Origin of the sequence: Rahnella contaminans (assembly GCF_011065485.1) — a bacterium.
GTDB classification, from domain to species: Bacteria; Pseudomonadota; Gammaproteobacteria; order Enterobacterales; family Enterobacteriaceae; genus Rahnella; species Rahnella contaminans.
This window is the reverse complement of sequence record NZ_JAADJS010000001.1, coordinates 1,516,649-1,542,292: the sequence shown is the minus strand read 5'-3', so window position 1 is coordinate 1,542,292 and position 25,644 is coordinate 1,516,649. Positions and strand designations below refer to the sequence as shown.

The window sequence follows — 25,644 nt, the reverse complement described above, 5'->3', positions numbered from 1 at the left end:
TTACGTTAAAGAGACAGAAGCGAATCATGAGTACAACGACCGAACCCGCGCTGGCGGTGAAAGCCACTACCGACAACAGCGTGATGGGGCGATACCAGAATATCGTCCGCCGCCGTCTGTTAATCATGCTGGTCCTGGTGCTGGCGATTATCGTCTCACTGGTGATTGATTTCATTATGGGGCCGTCGGGGTTGTCACTCGGTACGCTGTGGAAAACGCTGTTCGATGCAGCAGCGGCAGATCCGGGCACGCGCGTGATTGTGTGGGATATCCGCATGCCTTACGCGCTGATGGCGGTGGCGGTGGGGATGTCTCTGGGGCTGGCGGGTGCAGAAATGCAAACCATCCTGAACAACCCGCTGGCCAGCCCGTTTACGCTCGGGGTTTCTTCTGCGGCAGCGTTCGGCGCGGCACTGGCTATCGTGCTGGGTATCGGCATTCCGGGGATCCCGGATCAATGGTTTATCTCCGCGAACGCCTTTATTTTTGCGCTGCTCGCCGCGCTGATGCTTGACGGCATCACCCGCTGGACGCGCGTCGCCAGCTCCGGCGTGGTGCTGTTTGGTATCGCGCTGGTCTTTACCTTCAACGCACTGGTTTCCCTGATGCAGTTCATCGCCACCGAAGACACTTTACAGGGCTTAGTTTTCTGGACGATGGGCAGCCTGGCGCGTGCGTCGTGGGTGAAACTGGGCGTGATGCTGCTGGCGTTTCTGATTTTACTGCCGTGGTCGATGATGAGCGCGTGGAAGCTGACCGCGCTGCGTCTGGGTGAAGATCGCGCGGTGAGTTTTGGTATCGACGTGCGTCGTTTACGTCTTGGCACGTTGCTGCGTATCAGTATTCTTTCCGCGCTGGCGGTGGCATTTGTCGGGCCGATTGGTTTTATCGGGCTGGTCGCGCCGCATATTGCGCGCCTGATGTTTGGTGAAGATCACCGTTTCTATCTGCCGGCGAGTGCGCTGATTGGTGCGCTGGTGCTGTCGATGGCGTCGGTGGCGTCTAAAAATCTGGTGCCGGGCGTCATTATTCCGGTCGGTATCGTGACTTCGCTGGTCGGCGTGCCGTTCTTCCTCAGCATTATTCTTCGCCACAGGGGGAACGTCTGATGTCTGCGATGCTCGAAACCGATCCGCAAACGTTGCTCAATGCCGCCACGCAGGGGCTGCAAATCCGCAATTTCAACGCGGGTTATCCTAAGCGCCCTGTGATCCGCAACCTGAACGTACCGATGCTGCCGCGCGGGAAAATTACCGTGCTGCTCGGGCCCAACGGCAGCGGGAAATCCACCTTACTGCGTTCGCTGGCCGGGCTGAACCGGGCGGAAGGGCAGTTGATGCTCGACGGCCACGATTTAATGCCGATGCCGTTTGCCCGTCGCGCGGAGCAGGTGGTGTATCTGCCGCAAACGCTGCCAGCCGGTGTGCATCTGCATGTGCTGGAATCCATTATCGTGGCGCAGCGTGCGTCCGGCGGTAAAGGAAAAGCCTCTGAAGGCACGGACAGCGTGATGGCGCTGCTGCGTCAGCTCGGTATTGAACATCTGGCGCTGAGTTATCTGGATCAGCTTTCCGGCGGGCAGAAACAGCTGGTCGGGCTGGCGCAATCGCTGATCCGCCAGCCATCGCTGCTGCTGCTTGATGAACCGCTCAGCGCGCTCGATCTGAACTACCAGTTCCACGTGATGGATCTGGTGCGCAGGGAAACGCAAAAACGCAATATCGTGACCGTGGTGGTGGTGCATGACATCAATATCGCGCTGCGCCACGGCGACCGCGTGCTGATGCTCAAGGACGGTAATCTGATTGCTGACGGCGAGCCGGAAGCGGTGATCACCCCGGAAAGTCTCGCGCGCGTTTACGGCGTGCGCGGGAGAATTGAACGCTGCTCGCAGGGAACGCCGCAGATCCTCATCGACGGACTGGTCAGCGACCCTTCGATTTAAGTTCTGACGAAATAAAAACGGACGCAACCAACGCAGCGGCGTCCGCCTTTCACATTGTGAGCCTGAAACTAATAAATACATCCTGATAAACCGGGCGGGTTTGTTCGCGCCGCGTTTACCGGTTTGACGGAATTTAATTACAACGTCCCGCACCGGCGGGGTTGTTTTATCTCATGGAGAGAAGAAATGGTTAAGGTCAAATTTACACCGGCGATCAAAGCCGGGCTGCTCGCTCAGTTGTTTGCCGCCGCGTGTCCTGCGATGGCGGAAGACGTTTCTGAAGTGAAAGAAAAAGAAGACCAGATGGTGGTGACGGCTTCCGCCATCCAGCAAAACCTCAAAGATGCGCCAGCCAGTATCAGCGTCATCACCCGCGAAGACCTGCAAAAAAAACCGGTTCAGAACCTGAAAGACGTTCTGAAAGATGTGCCGGGCGTGCAAATCACCAATGAAAGCGACAACCGTCAGGGCGTCAGTATCCGCGGGCTGGGCAGCGGTTACACCCTGATTCTGGTTGACGGCAAACGCGTGAATTCCCGCAACGCCGTATTCCGCCATAACGATTTCGATTTAAGCTGGATCCCGGCGGAATCAATCGAACGTATCGAAGTGGTGCGCGGGCCGATGTCCTCACTTTATGGTTCCGATGCGCTGGGCGGCGTGGTTAACATCATCACCCGCAAAGTCGGCACCGCGTGGCACGGTACATTGAGCGCGGACACAACGGTTCAGGAACACCGCGATCGCGGCGACAGCGGCAACGGAAATTTCTTCGCCAGCGGCCCGCTGGTTGACGATCTGCTCGGCGTAAAAGTCTACGGCGCGCTGGGTAAACGTGAGAAAGATCAGGCCAGCTCCGCCAGCGGCAGCACCGGCCAGCCACGCATCGAAGGCTACACGTCGCGCAACGCCAATGTGGAATTCTCCCTGACGCCAACCGAAGATCAGGATATGACGTTCGGCTACGGTAGGGATCGTCAGGACAGAGATTCCGATACGCTGGATAAAAACCGCATTGAGCGCGAAAACTACTCGCTGGGCCACAACGGGCGCTGGGGGCTGGCGAACACTGAACTGCGTTTCTACGGTGAAAACATCGAGAACAAAAACGCCGAGACCATCACCTCGAAGAATAATTCCCTCGACGGCAAAGTCGTGATCCCGCTGGGGGATTACAACCAGTTCCTGACGTTCGGCGGCGAATACCGTAACGATAAACTCGAAGATGGCGTCAACATGAAGAGCGGCGGCAGCACGCAGGCCAACCAGTACGCGCTGTTCCTCGAAGACGAATGGCGTATTTTCGAAAGCCTCGCGCTGACCGGCGGCGTGCGCATGGACGACCATGAAAACTACGGCGTCAACTGGAGCCCGCGTGCGTATCTGGTCTACAACGCCACCGACACCGTTACGCTAAAAGGCGGCTGGGCATCGGCCTTCAAAGCGCCGTCCCTGTTACAGCTCAGCCCGGACTGGCAAAGTGCTTCCTGCCGCGGCAGTTGTAATGTGGTCGGCAGCAAAGACCTGAAAGCAGAAACCAGCGAAAGCGTGGAATTCGGCATGTACTACGCCGGTCAGGAAGGCTGGCTGGAAGATGTGAGCGCCAGCGCCACGGTCTTCCAGAACGATATCGACGACATGATCACCGTTATCCGCACCGCCAACCGTAATCTGGCGCCGACCTACGCGAACTTTGTCGGCTTTGACGCCAGCGGTAATCCGATCTTCCGTTACTACAACGTCAATAAAGCCCGCATCCGTGGTCTGGAAACCGAAGTCAGCCTGCCGGTTACCGACGTGCTGAACCTGAAGCTGAACTACACCTACAACGACGCGCGTGACCTGAGCAACGGTGGAAATAAACCGTTGTCCGAACTGCCATTCCACACCAGTAACGCTACGCTGGACTGGAAACCGTGGGATGCCTGGAGCTTCTACGTTTCCGCCAACTACAAAGGTAAAAGCCGCACCGTCACCGACGGTAACGCCACACCTGGCGGATACACCGTCTGGAACACCGGCGGTTCGTATCAGGTGAATAAAGCCGTGAAACTGCGGGCCGGTGTGCTGAACCTGACGGATAAAGACCTGAACCGGGATGACTACAGTTATAACGAGGACGGACGCCGGTACTTTGCGGCGATCGACTATAGTTTCTGATTGCAGGAGGCCGCTGCAAAAGCGGCTTTTTTCTCGCGGCCAGCCAGAAACCGAGTCTTCTTCGATTTGAGCTTCCGGTGGAACCGGAAAAGTTTGCCAGCTTTCTGAAAGCGATTATTTTCCGTCCCACGCCTTTAAGTTTTGCTCTCTGACAGATAATTTCGCTTCCGGCGACAACTTATTGTAATCCTTCGCCAGACCGCTCTCCCAGTCACCGTACAGCGGGTTCGGCAGAACGATATATTGGGTGCCGAACTGCTGATGGTTCTGGTTCACGAAGGCGCGGCGCTGTTCGTTATTCTGGTGATAAGTGGCGGATCCGAAGTCGTTAAGATTGTCGCCCACGTATAAGACAACGTGATAACCGGCGGCTTTGACAGCGTCAAAACGGGCCTGCTTGTTGGAGGTATCGGAACTCAGCAACACGGTTTTGTCGTTGGCGCCGGTGAAGCCCAGACGGTTCATATTGTCGACAGTCGCGGCGTATTCACTGGTTTTGCGGTTTGAAACATAGAACATCGTGCCGCCGTGGGTATTGACGTAGTTGGCGAATTCAACAGCGCCCGGAACGGCGGTTGCCTGACGGGCTGCCGTCCATTGTGACCAGGTTTTGCTGTCGAAAGGTTTGTTCGCTTTGACCTGCCACGCGCTGTAAGCGCTGTTATCAAGCATAGTTTCATCAAGATCGACGATGACGGCTTTCTTCTGTCCTGCCAGTGGCTTGGCCTGGTCATACGCCATTTTCGCGGTGTTAAACGCCTGATAAGCCAGCGCCTGATATTCACCGGATTGCTGGAACCAGTTCAGCGCCATCACCGACTGATCGTTCAGTTTCTGCTGGGTATCCGGCTTTTGCTGCGCACAGCCGGTGAGGGCCAGCATGATCAACGCACTGGTGGTGCAAAGCGAAATTTTATTCATTAGTCATCCCTATGCTTGTTAAGAAAGATTCGCATTCATGAAAATCGTTAAAACTGTAGCAGATTCAGCGGGGTGTGGAAGAGTTTATGACGATTAACGCGAGGCGTGTCGGAAAATGGCAGAGATGAAAAAAGCCGGAGGGTGAGTCCGGCCAAAAAAATCAAAGACAGAGAAATAACAATGAGGGAGGATATTTGACTTAAATCAGAACTGATAAACCAGACCGACAGCCGTCACGTCGTCGTTATTCAGAGCCAATTTATTGTCGTCAGACAGTTGGTTGATTTTATAATCAACATACGCGGACATGTTTTTGTTGAAATAATAAGTTGCCGCTACGTCAACATATTTAACCAGGTCTGCATCACCGATATTTTCAATATCTTTCGCTTTAGTCTGAACATAACCCAGTGACGGACGCAGGCCATTTTCAAACTGATATTGTGCAACAGCTTCGAAAGTTTGTGTTTTATTAGCAAAACCGCTGCCAGCAGGTGCGCCAGCAATACCGCCAGGCACGGTAATAGCGATCATATTACGGGTTTCAGCATACATAGCGGCTAAATAAACACCGTTTGCATCGTATTTCATGCCGCCGGTCCAGGCGTCTGCTTTATCGCCTTTACCGTAAGTAGAATTGCTCTGGCCCGTTGTGCGGTCAGAAGAAGCATAAGCGCCACCGAAGCTCACGCCGGTATCACCCAGTGCGTAAGTGGTCGACAGGGCATAGCCGTCACCGTTTGCGGTGCTGCTGCTGCGGCTGTCGTTTTCGTTTTTACCCTGGTACTGAACGGCAACGTTCAGACCATCAACCAGGCCGAAGAAGCCGCGGTTACGGTAGGTTGCCACACCGTTGGTACGGCCTGTCATGAAGCGGTCAGCTTTGGTGTAACCGTCGCCGCCGAACTCAGGGAACATATCGGTCCAGGCTTCAACATCGTACAGTGCGCCGTAGTTACGGCCGTAGTCGATGGAACCGTATTGACCGAATTTCAAACCTGCAAAGCCCAGACGGGTTTTGGTACCGGTAGTGCTTGGCGTTTTGCTGTCAGATTCAGCGTGGTTAGCCATCACGTTGTATTCCCACTGACCGTAGCCGGTGATTAAATCATTAATTTGTGTCTGGCCTTTAAAACCGAAACGAATGTAACTCTGGTCACCGTCATTGCTGGCAGAATCAGAGAAATAATGCAGCCCTTTAACTTTACCGTACAGATCCAGTTTATTACCGTCTTTATTATAAACTTCCGCTGCGTGAGCTCCTGATGCAATCAGTAAACCAGGAATTAAAAGTGCCAGAATATTACGTTTCATGAAATTGTACCCTGCATTTTTTATTAAAAGCTTTTCGGGAAAGCTTTATATGAAGTCTTATGGAAAGACGCTAATCATCATTTTTGCTATTCATTCCGCATCGGTTGGGAATTTTCTTAGCGAGGATTTTTTACCGTAGATTTGTGATCAATTTATGACAATCAGAAATGAACTTTTCTTTTTTTTACAAGTCCTCCACTTTTTATGCCGAATTATAAGGCGAATTTCGTCGTGATTTCGGGCTGCGCCAGAGGCGGGTCTGTGTGACAATAGACCCCAACATTCCTGTCCCGACCTACAAAAAAGAGATGCATGGCGCTTTCCCCCGCAGTAAAAAATCAGATAAGCCAGTGGTATAAAGCCCTGCAACAGCAAATTCCGGATTTCATTCCCCGTGCTCCGCAACGCGAGATGATTGCGGAGGTGGCGAAAGTTTTCTCCGGTGATTCTGCCCGGCATCTGGCCATCGAGGCGCCGACCGGCGTCGGGAAAACGCTGTCCTACCTCATCCCTGGCATTGCCGTCAGCCGCGAAGAAGAAAAGCCGCTGATTGTCAGCACGGCCAACGTGGCGTTGCAGGATCAAATTTTCAGTAAAGATTTACCCCTGCTGAAAAAAATCATTCCCGACCTGAAATTTACCGGCGCTTTCGGTCGCGGGCGCTACGTTTGTCCGCGCAATCTGGCGGCGATGAGCAATGAAAACGCGCAGGGCGATCTGGGATTATTTCTCGGCGATGAACTTGCGCCTTCCAGCGGTGAAGAACAGAAACTGTCTAAAACGCTGGAAACTGCGCTCTCACGCTACGAGTGGGACGGTTTGCGCGATCACTACCAGAAAACCATCGACGATCCGTTATGGATAAAAATCAGCACTGACAAAGCCAACTGCCTGAGCCGTAACTGTCACTATTTCCGCGAATGCCCGTATTTCGTGGCGCGAAAAGAGATTGAAAGCGCCGATGTGGTGGTCACTAACCATGCGCTGGTGATGGCGGCGCTGGAATCTGAATCCGTGCTTCCGCCGGCCAAAGATTTGCTGCTGGTGCTCGACGAAGGCCACCATCTGCCGGAAGTCGCACGCGATGCGCTGGAAGTGGACGCTGAAATTACGGCCGTCTGGAACCACCTGCAACTGGACAATTTTGTGCGCCAGATTGAGCAATGTCTGGCGCTGTTCACCCCGAAAAATCCGCCGCCGCTGACCAGCGCCGAGCGTCTGCATAATCACTGTGCGGAAATGCGCGAACTGCTGCTGTCGATTGAACAAACAGTAGGCCAGTACTTGCCGCCGGATGAGCCGGAAGCCGAATACCGTTTCGAACTGGGAATGTTGCCTGCGGAGCTGACAGAGCAGTGCAGCCGCCTGTTTAAGCTGACCGACGGGCTGCGCAGTCTGGCGGAATACATGGTGAATGATTTGAGTGAAAAGACCGGTAAACACGACATCATGCGTCTGCACCGGGCGATTTTGCACATGAGCCGCATGCAGGGTTATCTCGAAACGATGAGCAAACTGTGGCGGCTGGCGGCGCTGGACAAAGCGTCAAACGCGCCAATCGGCAAATGGGTCACGCGTACATATTCTGATAACCAGACGCATCTGGTGTTTCACTGCGCGGGTATACGCGTCAGCGAACAGCTGGAAAAAATGCTGTGGCGCAAAGTGCCGCACGTGGTGGTGACGTCCGCAACGTTGCGTTCGCTCAACAGTTTCTCGCGCATTCAGGAAATGAGCGGGCTGAACGAAAAAGCGGGCGACCGTTTTATCAGCCTGGATTCTCCGTTCAATCACGTGACGCAGGGCAAACTGGTGATCCCGCAAATGACGCTTGAGCCGGTTCTGGCTAATGAAGCGGCGCATTTGCAGGAGATGGCAGATTTCTTCCGCACGGAGCTGGCGAAAGGGAAACATACCGGCCAGCTGGTGTTGTTCGCCAGTAACCGCGCCCTGCAACAGTTCGTCTCACTGCTGCCGGATCTGCGCCTGATGCTGCTGGTACAGGGCGATCAGCCGCGCTATCGTCTGGTCGAGGAGCACCGCAAGCGCGTAGCTGCGGGCACCACCAGCGTGCTGATTGGCCTGCAATCCTTCGCCGAAGGGCTGGATCTGAAAGGTGAATTGCTCACGCAGGTGCATATTCATAAAATTGCGTTCCCGCCGGTGGACAGCCCGGTGATTCTGACGGAAGGCGAATGGCTGAAAACGCTGAAGCGTTACCCGTTTGAAGTGCAAAGTCTGCCGAGCGCGTCATTCAATCTGATCCAGCAGGTCGGGCGATTGATCCGTAGCCATGAATGCACTGGCGAAATTGTGATTTACGACCGCCGCTTGCTGACCAAAAGCTACGGTTCGCGCCTGCTGGCGGCTCTGCCGGTGTTCCCGATTGAGCAACCTGAAATGCCCGCGCCGGGGTCGGTTAAACGTCCGGATCTCCTTAAAACCGCGAAAAAAGAGCCCTCTCGTCGCCGTATGCGCCGCCGGTGATTTTTCTCGCAACGTCTTGTTTACCCTGAATAAGCAGTTGAACTAATAAGGTAACGGTACGATGGATTACACCAAACTCATCAAAGAAGTCGGACGCGGAAAAAACCATGCCCGCGATCTGGACCGGGAGCAGTCGCACGCGCTGTATCGTGAAATCCTCGCCGGTGACGTACCTGATTTACAGCTCGGCGCGCTGCTGATTGCGTTCCGAATCAAAGGTGAAGCCGAGGAAGAAATGCTCGGTTTTTACAGCGCGATGGAAGCGTTTGTGATGCGCCTTCAGGCACCCAAAAATCGCCCGCTTCCGGTGGTGATCCCGACCTATAACGGCGCGCGGAAACAGGCGAACCTCACGCCGCTGCTGGCGGTTTTGCTCAACCGGCTGGGTTTACCGGTGCTGGTTCACGGCGTAGACGAAGACCCGACGCGTATCACCAGCGCTGAGATTTTCCGGGCGCTGGGTATCGACGCCGCCCGGTCTCAGGGGCAGGCCCAGCAGCAACTCGATGCAGCCAACGCGCCGGTGTTTGTGCCGGTTTCCGTTCTGTGCCCGCCCATTGAAAAACAGCTGGCCCTGCGCTGGCAGATGGGCGTACGCAACAGCAGTCATACGCTGGCAAAACTCATTACGCCATTTGTCGGGCAGGATTCACTGCGCTTATCCAGCGTTTCTCACCCGGAATATGTGCAGCGCGTTTCCTCATTCTTTCGCCAGATCGACGGTCGCGCTTTGCTGACGCAAGGGACTGAAGGTGAAGTGTATGCGAACCCGTCACGTTTCCCACAGACGCACTTTATCGCTGGTGGTGAACTGAGTGTGCTGGCGGAGAAGGAAGAGATTTTTGCTGCGGATGTACCGGCCGGCAAAGATGTCGAAACGACCGTGAACTACATTCAGGAATGTCTGAAGGGCGAACGCGCTATCCCGCAGGCTATTATCACGCAGATGGCGTGTTGTCTGGTCGCCGCAGAAATTTGTGGCGATATGGCCGAAGCCAAAATGATTGTGGATCAGATTTTTTAAAAGCCCCAATGAGCTCAGTTAGCTCCTCCCCCTGCGAAGGGGGAGGCGGGGAGGGGGTATTAAGGTCAAAACTGTAGTCAATGCATACTTCAAAATTTTTAGTTTTTCTTTAATACCCCACCCCAACCCTCCCCTTCGCAGGGGAGGGAGCTTAAAAAGCCATATTTATCATCGAGAAATTCACTCCATATGCCGGACTCATTTCCCAAAAATCTCCCTTACCCTGTTCAAAAGTGTGGTTAAACGCTAAAATAAAGGAACTACGGAATCTATTTACTGATTTCATTCGTTTTTTTATAAAGTTTTATGGAGATTTAAATATGGAAACGTTGCCAGCTTGCCCGACATGTCAGTCCGAATTCACCTGGCAGGACGGTGAAATGCTTAACTGTCCTGAATGTGGCCATGTCTGGTCAATGAACAGCGATCCGGCGGGTGATGACGATACACTGAAGGTCGTGGATGCAAACGGCAATCTGCTGGCGGATGGCGATTCTGTCACCGTAATCAAAGACCTGAAAGTGAAAGGTAGCTCTTCCATGCTGAAAATCGGTACCAAAGTGAAAGGCATCCGTCTGGTCGAAGGCGATCACAATATCGATTGCAAAATTGACGGTTTTGGGCAGATGAAACTCAAATCTGAGTTTGTTAAGAAAAACTAATCCCAAATTCTGAAGCCTGCCCGCATTCAGCGGTTTTGCCATATCGACAGAACCGCTGACTGAACATACACTCAATGTAAAATCTCTTTAACATTCAGCAGAGAAGATTACATGAAACAGGCTCAGGACTATTTTAACGCCCTCAATCACGACTATCTCGAAGTCCACCGGAACAAAGAAAATCTGTTCTGGCAAAACTATATGGGCACCGGCGATGAAAATGTCTCCCGTGCTTTCTCCGCTGCCGAAACGGCCTATAAACGCTTTATCTCCGAACCGACCCGCCCCGCGCAGTTGCGTGAGGTCATCGCTCGTCTCGAAAAACAAACGCCGGATGCAGAACGTGATGCGCTGTTGCATGGCCTGCGCGGCTGGCTGAGTTTCTTCGACTGCAACGTCATCGAAGATCCTGAAGCGCTGGCGCTGCTTGATGAAATCATTCAGGCGGAATCCGCTCTGTTTAGCAAACGTAAGCAGTACCGCATGACGCACATCAACAGCAAGGGCGAGCGCGTCAATGCCTCGCTGGGTGAGCTGCTGACCAATCAGGCGAACAACGAAAATGAAGCGTACCGCCGCAGTTCTCAAAACGCCTTACGTGAGCTGGAAGAGTGGCTGCTGCATAACGGTTTGCCGCAGCTGATCAGCCTGCGTAACCGCTTTGCGCGTCAGCTGGGTTATCGCAATTACTTCGACTACAAAGTCAATAAAACCGAGCGCATGTCACCGGAACAGCTATTCGCCATCCTCGACCGGTTCGAAGAGCAGACGCGTGAGAGCAACACGCGCAGCCTTAATGAGCTGGTGGCGCGTGAAGGTGACGCCGCGCTGCTGCCGTGGAATATTCGTTTCGCCAGCGCCGGTGACGTTACCCGCCAGCTCGATCCTTACTTCCCGTTTGCCGATTCCCTGCGTCGCTGGATTGACAGCTTCAAGCGCCTGAATATCGGCTTTAACGGCGCAGAGATGCAGCTGGATTTGCTGGTGCGGGAAGGCAAATTTGAGAATGGTTTTATGCACGGACCGGTGCCACCGTTTTATGACAACGGCAAATGGGTGCCTGCGGTGATTAACTTCACCAGTCTGGCAAAACCGGATCAGATTGGCAGCGGTGCGAGCGGGCTGAATACGCTGTTCCACGAAGGCGGCCACGCGGCACATTTCGCCAATATCCGCCAGAATGCGCCATGCTTCTCACAGGAATTCCCGCCAACGTCTATGGCCTACGCCGAAACGCAGTCGATGTTCTGCGACAGCCTGCTGGAAGACGCGGACTGGCTGAAACGTTATGCGAAAAATACCGCCGGTGAGCCGGTGCCGGATGAACTGATTCACGCCAGTATCGAAGCCCGCCAGCCAATGCGTTCCTTTAACGAGCGCCATATTCTGCTGGTGCCGTATTTCGAATGGCAGCTTTATCAGTGGCCGGATGAAAAACGCACACCGGAAGCCATGATCGCGCTGGCGCGTGACGTAGAAACCCATATCCTCGGCGTGACCGGCAGCCCGCGTCCGACGCTGGCGATACCGCATTTACTGTCGATGGAATCCGCCTGTTCTTATCAGGGCTATCTGCTGGCAATGATGGCCGTAGAACAGACGCGCGCTTTCTTCCTTAAACGTGACGGTTACCTGACCGATAACCCGGCGATTGGCCCGGATCTGGCGAAGCATTACTGGACGCCTGGCAACAGTATTAGTCACGACGAGACCTTACGCAGCCTGACCGGTGAGGGCTTCAATCCGGATTATCTGGCGCAGGCGTGTAATCAGACGGTAGACGCCGCGTGGGAAGATGCTCAGCGCACAATCACAGGCGCTTCTGAACGCGAACAGCCGGAAGCCGATTTCGATCTCAACGTGCATATTCGCGTGGCAGACGGGAAACGTATCCTGGCGGACAGCGCCGACGGCGATGAGGCTATGTGCCAGGATTTTGCGGATTTTGTGGATCAGAATTACGGTTCGAAATAACCGCGGCATAACGTAAAAAACCGCCATCTGGTGCTGAACCGGTGGCGGTTTTTTTATGGGTTAAATCAGCGGTTATTGGCGGGCGTCAGGGCGTATTAAATCGAACCGCAAATCTTCCGAAATGCCGTAGTAAGCCGAAGGGCCACCGGCACGCAGAACCGGCTCGGCGAGGGCGGTCTGATAAACACCGTCAACCAGCAGGTGCGGCGCGATATGTACGGCAACGACTTCGCCCAGCACCAGCCAGGTATCGATATCCTCACCTGTCGCCGTTTTTAACTGAATACACTGCGTGAGTTTGCATTCAAAATTCACCGGACTTTCCAGCACGCGATCGGCCGCCACAATCTTGCCCGGCTGCGGCGTCAGGCCGGCAAACGTAAATTCGTCTTCGCCACGTTTCAGCGTGGCCGAGCTTTCATTCATTCTGACCGCCAGCGGGCGCGTGGTCAGGTTCCAGACAAACTCGCCGGTTTCGACGATATTCGCCACGCTGTCTTTCCAGCCGCTACTGGCGAAACCAATGATCGGTGGGCGATAATTGAAGCAGTTAAAAAAGCTGTAAGGTGCCAGATTTCGCTGACCGGCCGCATTGCGCGAGGAGATCCAGCCAATCGGACGCGGGCCGACAATGGCGTTCAACGGGTCATGCGGCAGGCCGTGACCGCTTGCGGGTTCGTAATAATAACGATCATCAACGCTCATGATATTCCTCAGTTAAAAGATTCATCAAAACACTGATTTGTACATTACCCGTTTTAAACAGGCGCTGAGCGTTTTTATGTGCCCGGATGCGCGCGGCAGGCTGCCCCGGTTTGTGTTATCTTGTGCGCCATTAATGAATATCAACGCCCCATCGCATGCTTTGTGCGTCGCGCAACACCTTTCGGAGAGTCAATCAGGTGGAAAAAAAGAAAGTCTTCCCTCAGGAAAAAAGCGGTCTTCACCCGCGAAATCGTCATCGCAGCCGCTATGATTTCCCGGCCCTGATTGCCAGCAGCCCGGAACTGGCGCCGTTTGTCAGTGAAAATAAATGGGGCGATTTGTCTGTCGATTTCGCCAATCCGCAGGCTGTAAAAGCGCTGAACCGTGCTTTGCTCCGTGATTGCTATCAGATTGAAAATTGGGACATTCCGGCAGATTATCTTTGCCCGCCAATTCCTGGGCGCGCTGATTATGTTCACCATCTGGCTGATTTGCTGGCCAGCTGCAACAACGGCAACATCCCGCAGGGTAAAGACATTTCGGTGCTGGATATCGGTGTGGGCGCGAACTGTATTTATCCGATTATCGGCCTGCGTGAATACGGCTGGCGTTTCACCGCCAGTGAGATTGACCCGGTTTCGATGGCTGCCGCGAAAAAAATTGTCGCGACCAACCCGCAACTGACCAATCAGGTACGTTTCCGTTTGCAGGCGAAACCGCCGCGTATTCTCGACACCATTATTCGTCACGATGAGCGTTATGATGCCGTGCTGTGCAACCCGCCGTTCCATGCGTCGGCGGCAGATGCGGCGTCAGGCAGCCAGCGTAAACGTCAGAATCTGGGTCTGGATCGCCGTGCCGGTACAGCGGATCTGAATTTCGGCGGTCAGCACAACGAACTGTGGTGTGAAGGCGGCGAAGAAGCGTTTGTTGTCCGCATGGCGGAAGAAAGCGCCGGTAAAGCACAGAACTGTTTCTGGTACACCGTGCTGGTGTCTAAAAAAACAACACTTCCGCTACTGTATGACGCGCTCAACGAAGAGGGGGTGACGGATATCCGCACCATCGAGATGACGCAGGGGAATAAAATCAGCCGCTTCGTCGCCTGGACCTTCCTGACGCCATCGCAGCAAAAAAGTTGGGCGATTAAGCGCTGGTCAGTTTGATCACATTGTAATCTTCTTTATTCCAGCCTGTTATTCTGACGAAAAACAGGCTGGAAAAAATACTCCTGCCTGACCTTTCTTTTTCATTGGATTAAATTATGCTTAATTCACTATAAGAAAGTTGATTAATTATCCTGATAATGATTTATCGCGTGACTTTATTTAAACGCGTTTTGTTTTGGTTCAGCAAACCTTCCTGCAACCCGCCCAGGGGTCAGACTAATGTTCTGTGAGTTATCGTTATTTGACGAATAACCCACAGGGATTAGCACGTGCGTATTTTTTAAATTAATTGCGACCACGCATTAATTCACGTTATCAGCCACAGGGTGTCTGTCCTATGCAATTATTTTCTCATCAGTTTAGTACGGCATGGCGTGATAAATTCGCAGCACTTCAGGACGCTGTCCCGATGATTGTCTTCACGCCAGAGGGCGTGGTGCTTGAGGTCAATGACCTGTTCCTGAAAGGCATGGGCTACAACAGGCAGGAAGTCGTCGGCCAGCCTCACCGGATTTTCTGCACGCCAGAGTTCGTTGCCAGCGATGCCTATCGCTTGCATTGGGAAGGTTTACGGCAGGGAAAGTCCATCAGCGGAAATATTAAACGTGTACATAAAAGTGGGAAATTAATCTGGCTCGAAGCCACTTATGTTCCTGTTAAAAATAAACAAGGCAAAGTCACTGAAATAATTAAAATTGCCAGTGATGTCTCTGAAAGAATTACAGAATCGCACGAGCATCAGGGGATTTTACAAGCACTTGACCGTTCAATGGCACTGATTACCTTTACCCCGGAAGGTAATGTGATTTCTGCAAACAATAACTTCCTGAAAGTCATGGGTTATTCTCTGCAACAAATTAAAGGCCACTCTCATGCGATGTTTTGTCTGCCGAAGTTTGGTGATACCCACGAATATAAAAATCACTGGCAGCGTCTGCGTAACGGTGAATTCATCCTCGGGCGTTTCGAGCGGATGAACGGTCGCGGCCAGGCGATCTGGCTGGAAGCCAGCTATAACCCGGTCATGGATGATGACGGCAAAGTGTTGAAAATCGTCAAAATCGCTCAGGATATTACCAGCCAGATGGCGCAGCAGCGTCAGCAGGAAAGCATGATGACGCACGTCCACGAACTGTCGCTGACAACGGATAAAACCGCTGCCGAAGGGGTCACCATCGTCCAGAAAGCCGTGGAAGATATGCAGGAAGTGGAAGCGCTGGCGCGCCGCACGTCGGACATTATCGGTCAGCTCGGCCAAACCTCAGAACGGATTGGTGAGATGGTGGATACCATCCGGCGCATCTCGTCGCAAACCAATTTACTGGCGATTAACGCCACCATCGAAGCCGCGCACGCGGGCGAACAGGGCAGGGGATTTGCCGTGGTTGCCGGTGAAGTGCGTTCGCTGGCAGATCAGTCACGGAAAGCCGCCGTGGAGATTGACCAATTGACGCAAAGTATCCGCGACGGTGTGATGGCGGCAATCGATGGCATGGGGAACTGCGTTAACCGAGCGGGCGGCGGTGTCGCGCTGAGCCGTAATGCGGGAGATGTGATTAATCAGGTCAATCTGGGGATGCAGGATCTGGTGCGGATGATGGCGGAGTTTTCGGTTATCACCGGGGATCAGGGGCAAACGAGGCATTGATTGCAGGAGGTCGCTGCACCGGGGCGGCTAACCGATCTTTTTCTCACTTGCAGTGAAGGCGGGATCGAGAGGATTTCGGTTTTTCACTGGCCGTGAGGGCTGAATTGTGAAAATTTCGGTTTTTCACTGGCCGTGAGGGCTGATTTGAGAAAGTTTCGGTTTCTCACGTGCGGTGATCGCTTAACGCGCTGTGGCGAAACCGCCCAAGAGAGGAAAGTGCTTTCCCTCTCTTGGATCTCTCCCCGCTTTTACAACACGCGCTATCGCTTGCTGGCTATGTTCCAGATACCACAATGACAGGCTGGAAATCTTGCCGCTGCGCGGTGCCTTCTCCCGGTCCTGAAGCCATAGGTCTTCAGGCCGCTCCGTTCAGCAAGATTTCTGAATCGCCCTCGGGCAAAGAGCCTGTCTCTGATGTAACTCCATGTAACGACTTAAATTTACTCTGAATCAAGTTCTCAACTTCATGATTTCGCAATTGGCACGCGGTAAGTCATGACGGTATGATCACATCGCTGCGGCTCATCCGCAGTTGGGAGTTGCGGCCCAGATTACTGGAGGTAAAGAACGTTCAACGTGATCGTTTCGTCAATTTGTCCTCTGTAATGGAAGTGTCCAATGAAAACTTATACCGACTGGCATCAGGCCGACATTATTGCCGCACTGCGTAAGCAAGGAACAACGCTTGCCGCCGTTTCACGCGCAGCGGGTTTGTCCTCTTCGACTCTTTCCAATGCATTGTCACGTTCGTGGCCGAAAGGTGAAATGCTGATTGCTTCTGCACTCAATATTGCACCAGCACAAATCAGGCCAAGCCGTTATTTTGATGCGCATGGCCAACTCATCAGCAAGACATTAAGAAATCTCCACGACAAATCAAGAGAATAGTTTTTTGAATTTGTCGAATGGCGCGCTCAAAAATGGCAATCCACATTTCTTAAAGATGGAAAACAGTCTTCTTTTGAATTTAAGATCGTGCGGGCGATTCAGAAATTTTGCTGAACGGAGCGGCCTGAAGACCTATGGCTTCAGGACCGAGTGAAGGCACCGCGAAGCGGCAAGATTTCCAGCCTGTCACGGTGGTAACTGGAACATAGCCAGCAAGCGAAGCGCGGAGTAAAAAGCGAGGGGAAATCCAAAAGGGGAAAAGCACTTTCCCCTTTTGGGCGGTTTCGGCGCGAGAGGCCGCGTGATCACCGCACTTAAAAAACCGAAATATTCTCGGTCAAGCCCCCACGGCGAGTGAAGAAACCGAAATTATCTCGATACAGCTTCAGCCCTGCGGCCAGCACATCACCTGACTGACCCTACCACCGGTAAGGTGCCCCCACCGCCAGCATCTCCTTCATCTTTATATATCTGCACCGCCTGCCTTGGCATCACCATGCCCGCTTTCTCGAAGTGAATCTTCACCAGTCTGTCCAGCGCATACTGCACGGTCCACTGTTCCAGCGCTTTTGTGCGCACCAGCACCCGCAGGGTGAAGAACTGATCGCCTAATCCCACGACACCCTGATAAGTCGGTTCACCGAGCAATAACGGTTTGATGCTTTCATCCTGTTGCAGCGCTTCTACGGCCTTACGCAGAACGGCGTTGGCGGCGTCCACATCTTCATTGCGGCTGACGTTATAGCTGGCGCGGTAGACGCCAAACTCACGTTCATAATTCGAAAGCGTCGTTATCGAAGAGTAGGGAACGATGTGATAAACGCCATAGATATCGCGCAGGCCAATCGAGCGGATGGTCATGCGCTCAACCGTGCCGCTGATGCCCATCACCGTGACGTATTCGCCGGTATTCATACCATTTTCGAACTGGATGAAAATACCGGTGATCACGTCTTTCACCAGCGTTTGCGCACCGAAACTGACGGCCAGACCGAGCGCACCGGCACCGGCCAGCAGTGGGGCGATATTCAGCCCGACCTGCGAGAGCATGATCATAATGGTGATCGTACAAATCACGATCGCGAGGACGTTGCGGAACAGGGTCAGCAGCGTGCGCTCACGGGCGCTCGGACGTGCGCCGTTACTCAGTTCCTGCGCCAGACGATGTTCAATCACGCTGGCAAGTAACGTCCAGGCCACAATGGCGAAGCACAGAATAAACAGCATATGGCCCAGACCGCTGATCACTTTCCCACCGGTCTCAGTCATAAACCATTTGTTGAGATTGAAAATCTGCCACGCGTCGAGCAGCGAGAGCGTCACGCTCAGCACCACCAGCACGCGGATGATTTTCAGACCCGCCGGAATGTACGAATTAATGCGCTTTTGCAGCAGCGGGTAACGGCGGTTAACGTCATCGGGCAGGGTGATACGGCGGTTAATCCAGCGCGAAAGCAGGCCGGAGATGAGCGCGCCGATGCCGATAATCACCAGACTTTTAATCGTCGCGGCCATCATAAAGCGCAGACTTCCGGCGAAATCAAACTGCGAAAGGAAGAACAGCACCACGAAATAACTGACCGCCAGAAGATGCCAGACATGCCCGAGGGCGCGGAGAATGACGCTGAAAAATGCCATCGAGCGTTCAGCCAGCAGGTTGAATTCATGATGAATCGTGCGGCGGTTATGCAGAATCAGCCAGCTGGCGTAAACCGTCAGGGCCAGCATCACCACGAAATTTACCACAGCGGCGGTGGTGTAATTGATTTGTGTGGCAACCACCGGTACGCCGACCATCAGGGCGTAACCAATCAGCCCGCTGACCCACGCCAGACGGGTATTCCAGTAGCGCGCCGTGACATCCGCCAGCGGGAAAGGGCGCAGGTAGCTGAAGCCGGGCGCAAAGATCAGGCGCAAAACGGCTTTGAAGAATTCAATCACCGCAAAGGCGCTGAGGAACAAAGCCTGCAGGCGCGCAATCAGCGGGCTGCCGCCGTTGAAATATTGCGTGAACAAATTCCCGGCAGCGACGGTCAGCAGCAGAATACCGAGGTCAACTGCGAACGCCCCGATAATGCTGGCGGGCAGTTTGTACCAGTGGGCTTCTTTCAGTCGCGCATGGTTTCCCCAACGCCCGAGGCGCAGATAAAGCGGCCCGATTAACCGGCGAATCAGATGGAAAAACGCAAAGGTCACCGCGACGGTCAGCAAAAAATACCCCAACGCCGGGAAGAAACGCGCGGCATTAAAATGATGCTGCGGGCCGGAATTGATGGTGTCTTTAAGCTGCTGTACGCGCTTCATAAATCCGGAAGCGGTTTGCTGCGTGGTATCCACCAGCTGGTCAATCAGCGAAAGCTGTTCAGCCTGCGGTGCGGTGTTTTCGGCAGGCGCTTTTGCTGCCGGTGCGGTTCCGGCGGCTTCCCGCAGATGGGTAATCAGTTGGGCGCGGGCTTTATCATCCTGAAGAATATCGGCCAGCGCGGCGTAAGAAGCTTTCTGTTGATCGGCGGCAGCGGGTTTTTCCTCAGCCGCATGGCTGAAGGCGCTGAACAGGGAGATTGTGATAAACAGCAGAGCTGAAAATATCGGTGTCTGGATGCGGTGAGCCAACGGAGTCCTGTCGTTATGCGGCATTGTTCCTCTCTCAAAATAGCGTTAGTCGGAAGTGTTGCTGCCCTAAGGGTAAAGCATCGGTGACGGTATTGTAGAAAAATTGTGGCAAAACGTTGTGGGGGGACGTGCCATAAGGGAATGACCGGCAGAGCGAGTGTGTTGAAACTTACGGGCGATTCAGAAATCTTGCTGAACGGAGCGGCCTGAAGACCAAAGCCTTCAGGACCGAGAGAAGGCATCGCGTAGCGGCAAGATTTCCAGCCTGTCACGGTGGTAACTGGAACATAGCCAGCCAGCGATAGCGCGGAGTAAAAAGGCGAGGGGAAATCCAAAAGGGGAAAAGCACTTTCCCCTTTTGGGCGGTTTCGGCGCAGCGCGTTAAGCGATCACCGCACTTGAGAAACCGAAATAATTCCGGTCAGAGTTAAAAGCCGCTCTTGCCGCGGCCTTTGGCATCAGGAAACGTGTTGCAGGAACTCCCGCAGACGCTCACTCGGTGGATTATTCACCAGATCTGCCGGTTTACCGTCTTCCGCAATACGCCCTTTATCGATGAAGATTAACCGTGATGCCACTTTCTCGGCGAAGCCGACTTCGTGGGTCACGATAACCATCGTCATGCCTTCTTCGGCCAGCTGCTTCATGACGGTCAGCACTTCATGACGCAGTTCCGGATCCAGCGCAGAGGTTGGCTCATCGAACAGCATCAGCTTAGGTTTCACCGCCAGCGCACGGGCGATTGCCACACGCTGCTGCTGCCCGCCAGAAAGTTCAGACGGATAGTGGTTACCACGCTCGGAAAGGCCGACTTTGGCCAGCAATTCTTTCGCCAGTTTATTGGCTTCATCTTTCGAGGCACCACGAACGCGGATCGGGCCGAAAGCCACGTTTTCCAGCGCGGTCATGTGCGGGAACAGATAGAACTGCTGGAAAACCATACCGGCTTCCTGGCGGATCAGACGTTCGTCGACTTTCGGGTCATTCACTTTCAGGCCATCGACAATCAGCTCGCCGGACGTGATTTCTTCCAGCTTGTTGATGCAACGCAGCAAAGTGGATTTACCGGAACCGGATGGTCCGATAATAACCACGACTTCACCCTGAGAAATGTTCAGATCGATGTCGTGGAGCACCTGGGTTTTACCAAAGTGTTTTGAGACGTTCTTGAATTCAATCATATAATTTTCAGTTTGCGTTCTAAGCGGCGCAGAACAAAGCTCAGAGCCAGCGTGATGATCAGATAGATAACGGCAACCGCACTCCAGATTTCCATGGCGCGGAAGTTACCGGCGATGATTTCCTGGCCCTGACGGGTCAGCTCGGCGACACCGATGACGATAAACAGCGAGGTATCTTTGATACTCACAATCCACTGGTTGCCCAGCGGTGGCAGCATGCGGCGCAACGCCAGCGGCATGATGATGTAACGCAGGGTCGCACGACGCGACAGACCCAGCGCCAGGCCCGCTTCGCGGAAACCATTATGGATGGACAACACGGCACCACGCGTAATTTCAGCGATGTACGCACCTGAGTTGATCATGATTGTCACCACCGCCGCGCTGAACGGGTCGATACGCAGATCGGGAACCATCATCGGCAGTGCGAAATAAATGAACATTACCTGTACGACAATAGGCGTACCGCGGATAAGCTCGATAAATACCAGTGCGATATTGCTGCTAAACCAGCCACCAAACGCGCGGGCAAAACCCGCAATCACACCAATAATCAGACCGCCAACCAGACCGAGGACCGAAATCCACAATGTCATCTTGGCGCCTTCGAGCAGGATAGGCAGAGCGGGCCAAATTACGCTCCAGTCAAACTGCATGGATTATCTCCTGGTAAAACAACAAACTGCGCCTGTCCGGAGAATTCCCCGTCAGGCGCTTCTTATCAAGTCAGATTTCTATATAGAGGAACGACTTAAATGAAAAAATCTTACTTAGGTTCAGTATCGAACCATTTTTTGTAGATTGCCGCGTAGGTACCATTCTCTTTGATGGTTTTCAGAGCCGCGTTGGCTTTCTCACGCAGGTCACTGCCTTGCGGGAAGGCGATACCGTATTGCTGACCAGCCAGTGAATCACCGACGGCCTTGAACTGGCCTTTACCGGCAGTTTTGATGAAATACAGAATGTTCGGGGTGTCGTGCATCACAGCATCAGCACGGCCTGTACCCAGTTCCATGTAAGCGCTGTCGATGTTCGGGAACTGACGCAGATCTTTGGTCTGCACGTTGGCTTTCATGTAGTCAACGGAGCTGGTGCCGCTTTTCACTGCAACCACTTTGCCTTTCAGATCATTAACGCTTTTGATGGCGTCGTTGTTGCTCTTAACCATCACCATCAGGCCGCTGTTGTAGTAGCCGTCAGAGAAGTCGATCGCTTTTTTACGCTCTGGCGTAATGGTGATACCGGCCAGTGCCAGATCGATGTTGTGAGTTTGCAGGGCAGGGATGATGCCGCCGAAATCCATTGGTTTCAGTTCATAAGAGACTTTCATCTCTTTAGCGACCGCGTCCCACAGGTCGATATCGAAGCCGACATACTTGTCGCCTTGTTTGAATTCAAACGGTACAAACGCAGTGTCGGTAGCTACGATCAGTTTTTTGTCTGCTGCGTGTGAGCTAACGGCAAAGGCCAGGGTCAGCGCGGCCAGGGAAACTTTTAAGAGTGACTTCATCAGTGAATTTCCTTTGTACATATTATGGGAACGACCTTATGTTACGACGCTTAACTGCAAAATTCATGCCATTATTCATCTATATTTAAATTCAATGGCTTATCGTCTTGCTGAACCGTTCAAGCAGCGGATAAATCCGAAATTGCACATTTGTGGTGCATTGTTACATTTTGCAATGTTCTATCGTGGTGCATCGCGTCATCATTAACCAGATGTTGTATTTTAAACAATCATTAATTAACAATCATGCCATCCAAATGATAACTCGCTCTAACTTTTTCAGAACGTGCGTAAAACCACTGCTCAATATTGAAGCAAATGTAAAGAGGGGAAGGGTGGGATCTGAGGAAAAACCGAGGTTGGTTGAACCATTATGGTGCAACCGGTCATAAGGAAAAAATCTAGCGCAGCTGGCTGTCTTTACTTCCACGGCGATTATATCCGGCGTGATCCTGCTGCTTTTTATCCAGCTCAGCCTGGCAGGTGACGCAATACTGAACGCCCTGAAGCGCTTTCCGGCGAGCTTCCGGAATCGGCTCCCCGCATTCCCGGCAGAAATGCTCACTTTCGCCGTGCCCGAGCGACTGACGAGCGCGGTCAACCGCATCATTGACTGTTGAATCTATCTGGTCCTGAACTGCGCCATCTTGCGCCCATCCGCTTGCCATGGTGACCTCCGAATGTTTATCAGATTTATTGGAAAGCAATCTCAGTATTAATCTGAAACGCTATTTTAAGAATAATTCTTAGCAGTGAAGATGATTTTTTTTGTAAAACAATGGGTTAATTGTTTTGTTTGTTAATGCTCTGCTTTTATTATAGCTCTGCGTTTACTAAGAGTTTTCTGATAAGATTTGTGTTATTTCGTGCCATATGTTAAAAAAACGCATGAATTGAATGAATGTATTTCTGTCATCAATTGTTCGTGTGAATATGTGCATATTTGTAACAGCTATTCTCCCCATGGACACCTTATTCAGGCCAGTTTGCGCTGACTTCTCATTCAATTCCCTTCTGCTGCATGGCAGCTGCAACTGGCCCGACTAAGAAATGGAATTCATCAGGACACATTTGCTTGATCGGCTAACCATTATAAGTACCCACTCTTTTGCATCGTGACGGAGTGAGTTTAATCCCAGGCAGGGTATTAAAGTGGCAGATAATCAGGTAGTTGGCGGCACGGCAGGTGCATCTTTACAGCCGGGTCTGATCGAATCCGTTCGCAGCACACTTTCCGAGCAGGCCGATGCGTTGCAACGCCTCTCTGCTCAGCTCGACAGCGTCCAGTATCAGAAAGCATTAAAACTGATTATGGAATGCAAAGGCCACGTCATCCTTTCTGGCATGGGAAAGTCAGGCCATGTGGGGCGTAAAATCTCCGCGACGCTGGCCTCGACCGGCACTCCAAGCTTCTTTATTCATCCGGCAGAAGCCTTTCATGGCGATCTGGGAATGATCACGCCGTATGACCTGCTGATCCTGATTTCAGCCAGCGGTGAAACGGACGAAATTCTCAAGCTCATTCCTTCTCTGCGTCAGTTCGGTAACCGGATTATCGCGATCACAAATCACAGCGCATCGACGCTGGCGAAATATGCTGACGCCACGCTTGAGCTGATGATGGAAAGCGAAAGCTGCCCGAACAATCTCGCGCCGACAACGTCAACGACGTTAACCATGGCAATTGGCGATGCGCTGGCCGTTGCGCTGATCCATCAGCGTAAATTCCTGCCGACGGATTTTGCACGTTATCACCCGGGCGGTTCTCTGGGCCGCCGTTTGCTGACCCGCGTAGCGGATGTCATGCAAACCAACGTGCCGACCATTCAGGAAGATACGTTGTTCCGCCAGGTGATCTCAGCAATTACCTGCGGGTGTCAGGGCATGGTGGCCGTTAATAATGCCCGGCAGCAACTGGTCGGCATTATTACTGACGGCGATTTACGCCGTTATATGGAAAAGAATGCACAGCTCGACAGCGCTTGTGCCGCCGACATGATGACCCGTTCGCCGCTGACATTACCGGCGGACATGATGATTACGGATGCAGAAACGCTGATGCAGAAACATCGGGTTTCCGTATTGCTGGTCACCAACAAAGAGAAAAACGTCGCCGGTCTGGTGCGCATTTTCGACTGAAATAATATTTGAAATAATTACGCACCGTGAGTATTCCGCAGGGGAAATAAGGCAGATTCACGGGACTTTTAATAAAGCACGACGCTAAAAGCGTGCTATTTGTCATGATGATAATAAATAAATGCTTATTGAAAAAATGAAGTCTGCCTGGCCCGGGGAACATATTGCCCGGGTTCGTCGATCTCCGCATTTTAGTATGGCCACGCTGAACCGCAATTTGGGCAAAATTGTAGTGGGATTGCCGATGGCGTTGCTGATTATCTATCTGGTGATTTTCAGCCACCCGCGTTATCTCAGCGAATCTACGGTTGCGATTAAAAGCTCAAACGACATCAGTGGCTCCAGTCTGAATGTCGGCTTGCTGCTGGGCGCTGCAAACCCAAGCACTGCTCAGGACGCAATGTATTTAAAAGAATACATAAACTCGCCTGACATGATGATGGCGCTCGATAAGCAACTCGACTTCCATTCTGCCTTTGCAAAAAGCGGCCTGGATTTCTTCTACCGTCTGCCAAAAGACGCGACAAGCGAACAATTCCTCAACTATTACCGCGACCGTATTTCCGTCACTTATGACGATAAAACGGGTCTGTTAACCATCGGCACGCAGGGTTTTACGCCTGAATTTGCCAAACAGTTCAACAATGCGGTTTTGAAAGAATCCGAACGCTTCATCAACGAAATCTCCCATAAGATTGCGCGTGACCAGCAAGCCTTTGCCGAAAAGGAAATGCTTGATGCGCGGGCGCGTCTGAACGTCAGCAAAACACAGTTACTGGCTTATCAGAACCAGAACAACATTCTTGATCCTGAAGCTCAGGCCGTGGCCGCCACCTCGCTGGTGAACACAATGGTCGGGCAAAAAATCCAGATGGAAGCCGAGTTGCGCAATCTGCTGACCTATCTGCGTGAAGATGCGCCGCAGGTGATCAGTGCGCAGAATGCGATTACGTCGCTGGGCAAACAGATTGATCAGGAAAAAAGCAAAATCACCGCGCCGGATGGCCGTCAGCTGAACAGCATGGCGGTTGATTTTGAAGAGATTAAGGCAAAAGTTCAGTTCGACACCGACCTGTACAAGCTCACGCTGACGTCGATTGAAAAGACCCGCGTCGAAGCCGCCCGCAAACTGAAAGTGCTGTCGGTGATCAGCTCGCCGCAACTGCCGCAGGAATCCAGCTTCCCGAATGTGCCTTACATGATTGCCAGCTGGCTGCTGGTCTGCTGCCTTCTGTTCGGGACGATCAAATTATTGCTGGCGGTCATCGATGACCACAAAGATTAATGCGGTTTGTTCCGCTGTC

Annotated in this window: 20 protein-coding genes; 12 read left to right on the top strand and 8 right to left on the bottom strand. The window is 52.8% G+C overall.

Going from position 1 to position 25,644, the window contains the following annotated elements:
* Positions 1 to 26 precede the first annotated feature (26 nt).
* The 3 genes from GW579_RS06850 (at position 27) to cirA (ending at position 4,105) form a co-directional block, all read left to right on the top strand.
* A complete protein-coding gene (locus tag GW579_RS06850; RefSeq protein ID WP_152324301.1) occupies positions 27 to 1,109 on the top strand; it encodes a FecCD family ABC transporter permease in 1,083 nt (360 codons plus the stop codon).
* Entirely contained in the window at positions 1,109 to 1,945 is an 837-nt protein-coding gene (locus GW579_RS06845; RefSeq protein WP_165058207.1) for an ABC transporter ATP-binding protein, read from the top strand. Before GW579_RS06850 ends, GW579_RS06845 begins: the two co-directional genes overlap by 1 nt.
* Before the next feature lie 186 nt (positions 1,946 to 2,131).
* Positions 2,132 to 4,105, top strand: coding sequence for a catecholate siderophore receptor CirA (cirA, locus tag GW579_RS06840; RefSeq protein ID WP_165058206.1), 1,974 nt, complete (start codon positions 2,132 to 2,134; stop codon positions 4,103 to 4,105).
* A gap of 114 nt (positions 4,106 to 4,219) precedes the next feature.
* On the opposite strand, the gene GW579_RS06835 is transcribed toward cirA, so the two are convergent.
* Together GW579_RS06835 and GW579_RS06830 are read right to left on the bottom strand one after the other, a co-directional pair.
* Positions 4,220 to 5,026: a 5'-nucleotidase, lipoprotein e(P4) family gene (locus tag GW579_RS06835; protein ID WP_165058204.1), complete on the bottom strand. Its 807-nt coding sequence runs from the start codon at positions 5,024 to 5,026 to the stop codon at positions 4,220 to 4,222.
* Positions 5,027 to 5,230: 204 nt separating this feature from the next.
* A complete protein-coding gene (locus GW579_RS06830) occupies positions 5,231 to 6,340 on the bottom strand; it encodes a porin (RefSeq protein ID WP_152324297.1) in 1,110 nt (369 codons plus the stop codon).
* Positions 6,341 to 6,652: 312 nt separating this feature from the next.
* Between GW579_RS06830 and dinG the strand changes: the two genes are divergently transcribed.
* The 4 genes from dinG (at position 6,653) to GW579_RS06810 (ending at position 12,487) form a co-directional block, all read left to right on the top strand.
* A complete protein-coding gene (gene dinG, locus GW579_RS06825) occupies positions 6,653 to 8,827 on the top strand; it encodes an ATP-dependent DNA helicase DinG (protein WP_165058202.1) in 2,175 nt (724 codons plus the stop codon).
* Between the two features lie 61 nt (positions 8,828 to 8,888).
* Entirely contained in the window at positions 8,889 to 9,851 is a 963-nt protein-coding gene (gene ybiB / locus GW579_RS06820; protein ID WP_165058200.1) for a DNA-binding protein YbiB, read from the top strand.
* 320 nt (positions 9,852 to 10,171) lie between these two features.
* Complete coding sequence (locus tag GW579_RS06815; RefSeq protein ID WP_152324294.1) at positions 10,172 to 10,513, top strand: zinc ribbon domain-containing protein YjdM; 342 nt, start codon at positions 10,172 to 10,174, stop codon at positions 10,511 to 10,513.
* Positions 10,514 to 10,624: 111 nt separating this feature from the next.
* Positions 10,625 to 12,487: a M3 family metallopeptidase gene (locus GW579_RS06810; RefSeq protein WP_165058198.1), complete on the top strand. Its 1,863-nt coding sequence runs from the start codon at positions 10,625 to 10,627 to the stop codon at positions 12,485 to 12,487.
* 72 nt (positions 12,488 to 12,559) lie between these two features.
* Here GW579_RS06810 and GW579_RS06805 read toward each other — a convergent pair whose 3' ends face one another.
* Positions 12,560 to 13,192 (bottom strand): flavin reductase family protein, encoded by a 633-nt coding sequence (locus GW579_RS06805; protein WP_165058197.1) that lies wholly within the window; start codon positions 13,190 to 13,192, stop codon positions 12,560 to 12,562.
* A gap of 197 nt (positions 13,193 to 13,389) precedes the next feature.
* Between GW579_RS06805 and rlmF the strand changes: the two genes are divergently transcribed.
* The 3 genes from rlmF (at position 13,390) to GW579_RS06790 (ending at position 16,897) form a co-directional block, all read left to right on the top strand.
* Positions 13,390 to 14,358, top strand: a complete 969-nt coding sequence (gene rlmF, locus GW579_RS06800) for a 23S rRNA (adenine(1618)-N(6))-methyltransferase RlmF (protein WP_152324291.1) — start codon at positions 13,390 to 13,392, stop codon at positions 14,356 to 14,358.
* 340 nt (positions 14,359 to 14,698) lie between these two features.
* Complete coding sequence (locus tag GW579_RS06795) at positions 14,699 to 16,009, top strand: methyl-accepting chemotaxis protein (protein WP_165058195.1); 1,311 nt, start codon at positions 14,699 to 14,701, stop codon at positions 16,007 to 16,009.
* A 618-nt stretch (positions 16,010 to 16,627) separates the two neighbouring features.
* Complete coding sequence (locus GW579_RS06790; protein ID WP_165058193.1) at positions 16,628 to 16,897, top strand: helix-turn-helix domain-containing protein; 270 nt, start codon at positions 16,628 to 16,630, stop codon at positions 16,895 to 16,897.
* A gap of 405 nt (positions 16,898 to 17,302) precedes the next feature.
* Here the strand turns inward: GW579_RS06790 and ybiO are convergent, their stop codons facing one another.
* The 5 genes from ybiO to GW579_RS06765 form a co-directional block, all read right to left on the bottom strand.
* Positions 17,303 to 19,459, bottom strand: a complete 2,157-nt coding sequence (gene ybiO / locus GW579_RS06785; RefSeq protein WP_420821539.1) for a mechanosensitive channel protein — start codon at positions 19,457 to 19,459, stop codon at positions 17,303 to 17,305.
* Between the two features lie 509 nt (positions 19,460 to 19,968).
* Entirely contained in the window at positions 19,969 to 20,691 is a 723-nt protein-coding gene (glnQ, locus tag GW579_RS06780) for a glutamine ABC transporter ATP-binding protein GlnQ (protein WP_165058189.1), read from the bottom strand.
* A complete protein-coding gene (glnP, locus tag GW579_RS06775) occupies positions 20,688 to 21,347 on the bottom strand; it encodes a glutamine ABC transporter permease GlnP (RefSeq protein ID WP_152324286.1) in 660 nt (219 codons plus the stop codon). Before glnP ends, glnQ begins: the two co-directional genes overlap by 4 nt.
* 110 nt (positions 21,348 to 21,457) lie before the next feature.
* Positions 21,458 to 22,201, bottom strand: a complete 744-nt coding sequence (gene glnH, locus GW579_RS06770; protein WP_152324285.1) for a glutamine ABC transporter substrate-binding protein GlnH — start codon at positions 22,199 to 22,201, stop codon at positions 21,458 to 21,460.
* A gap of 401 nt (positions 22,202 to 22,602) precedes the next feature.
* Entirely contained in the window at positions 22,603 to 22,869 is a 267-nt protein-coding gene (locus GW579_RS06765) for a DksA/TraR family C4-type zinc finger protein (RefSeq protein WP_165058188.1), read from the bottom strand.
* A 484-nt stretch (positions 22,870 to 23,353) separates the two neighbouring features.
* Between GW579_RS06765 and GW579_RS06760 the strand changes: the two genes are divergently transcribed.
* Together GW579_RS06760 and GW579_RS06755 are read left to right on the top strand one after the other, a co-directional pair.
* Positions 23,354 to 24,340, top strand: a complete 987-nt coding sequence (locus tag GW579_RS06760) for a KpsF/GutQ family sugar-phosphate isomerase (RefSeq protein ID WP_152324283.1) — start codon at positions 23,354 to 23,356, stop codon at positions 24,338 to 24,340.
* A gap of 196 nt (positions 24,341 to 24,536) precedes the next feature.
* Complete coding sequence (locus GW579_RS06755) at positions 24,537 to 25,625, top strand: capsule biosynthesis protein (protein WP_371819738.1); 1,089 nt, start codon at positions 24,537 to 24,539, stop codon at positions 25,623 to 25,625.
* Positions 25,626 to 25,644: the final 19 nt, after the last annotated feature.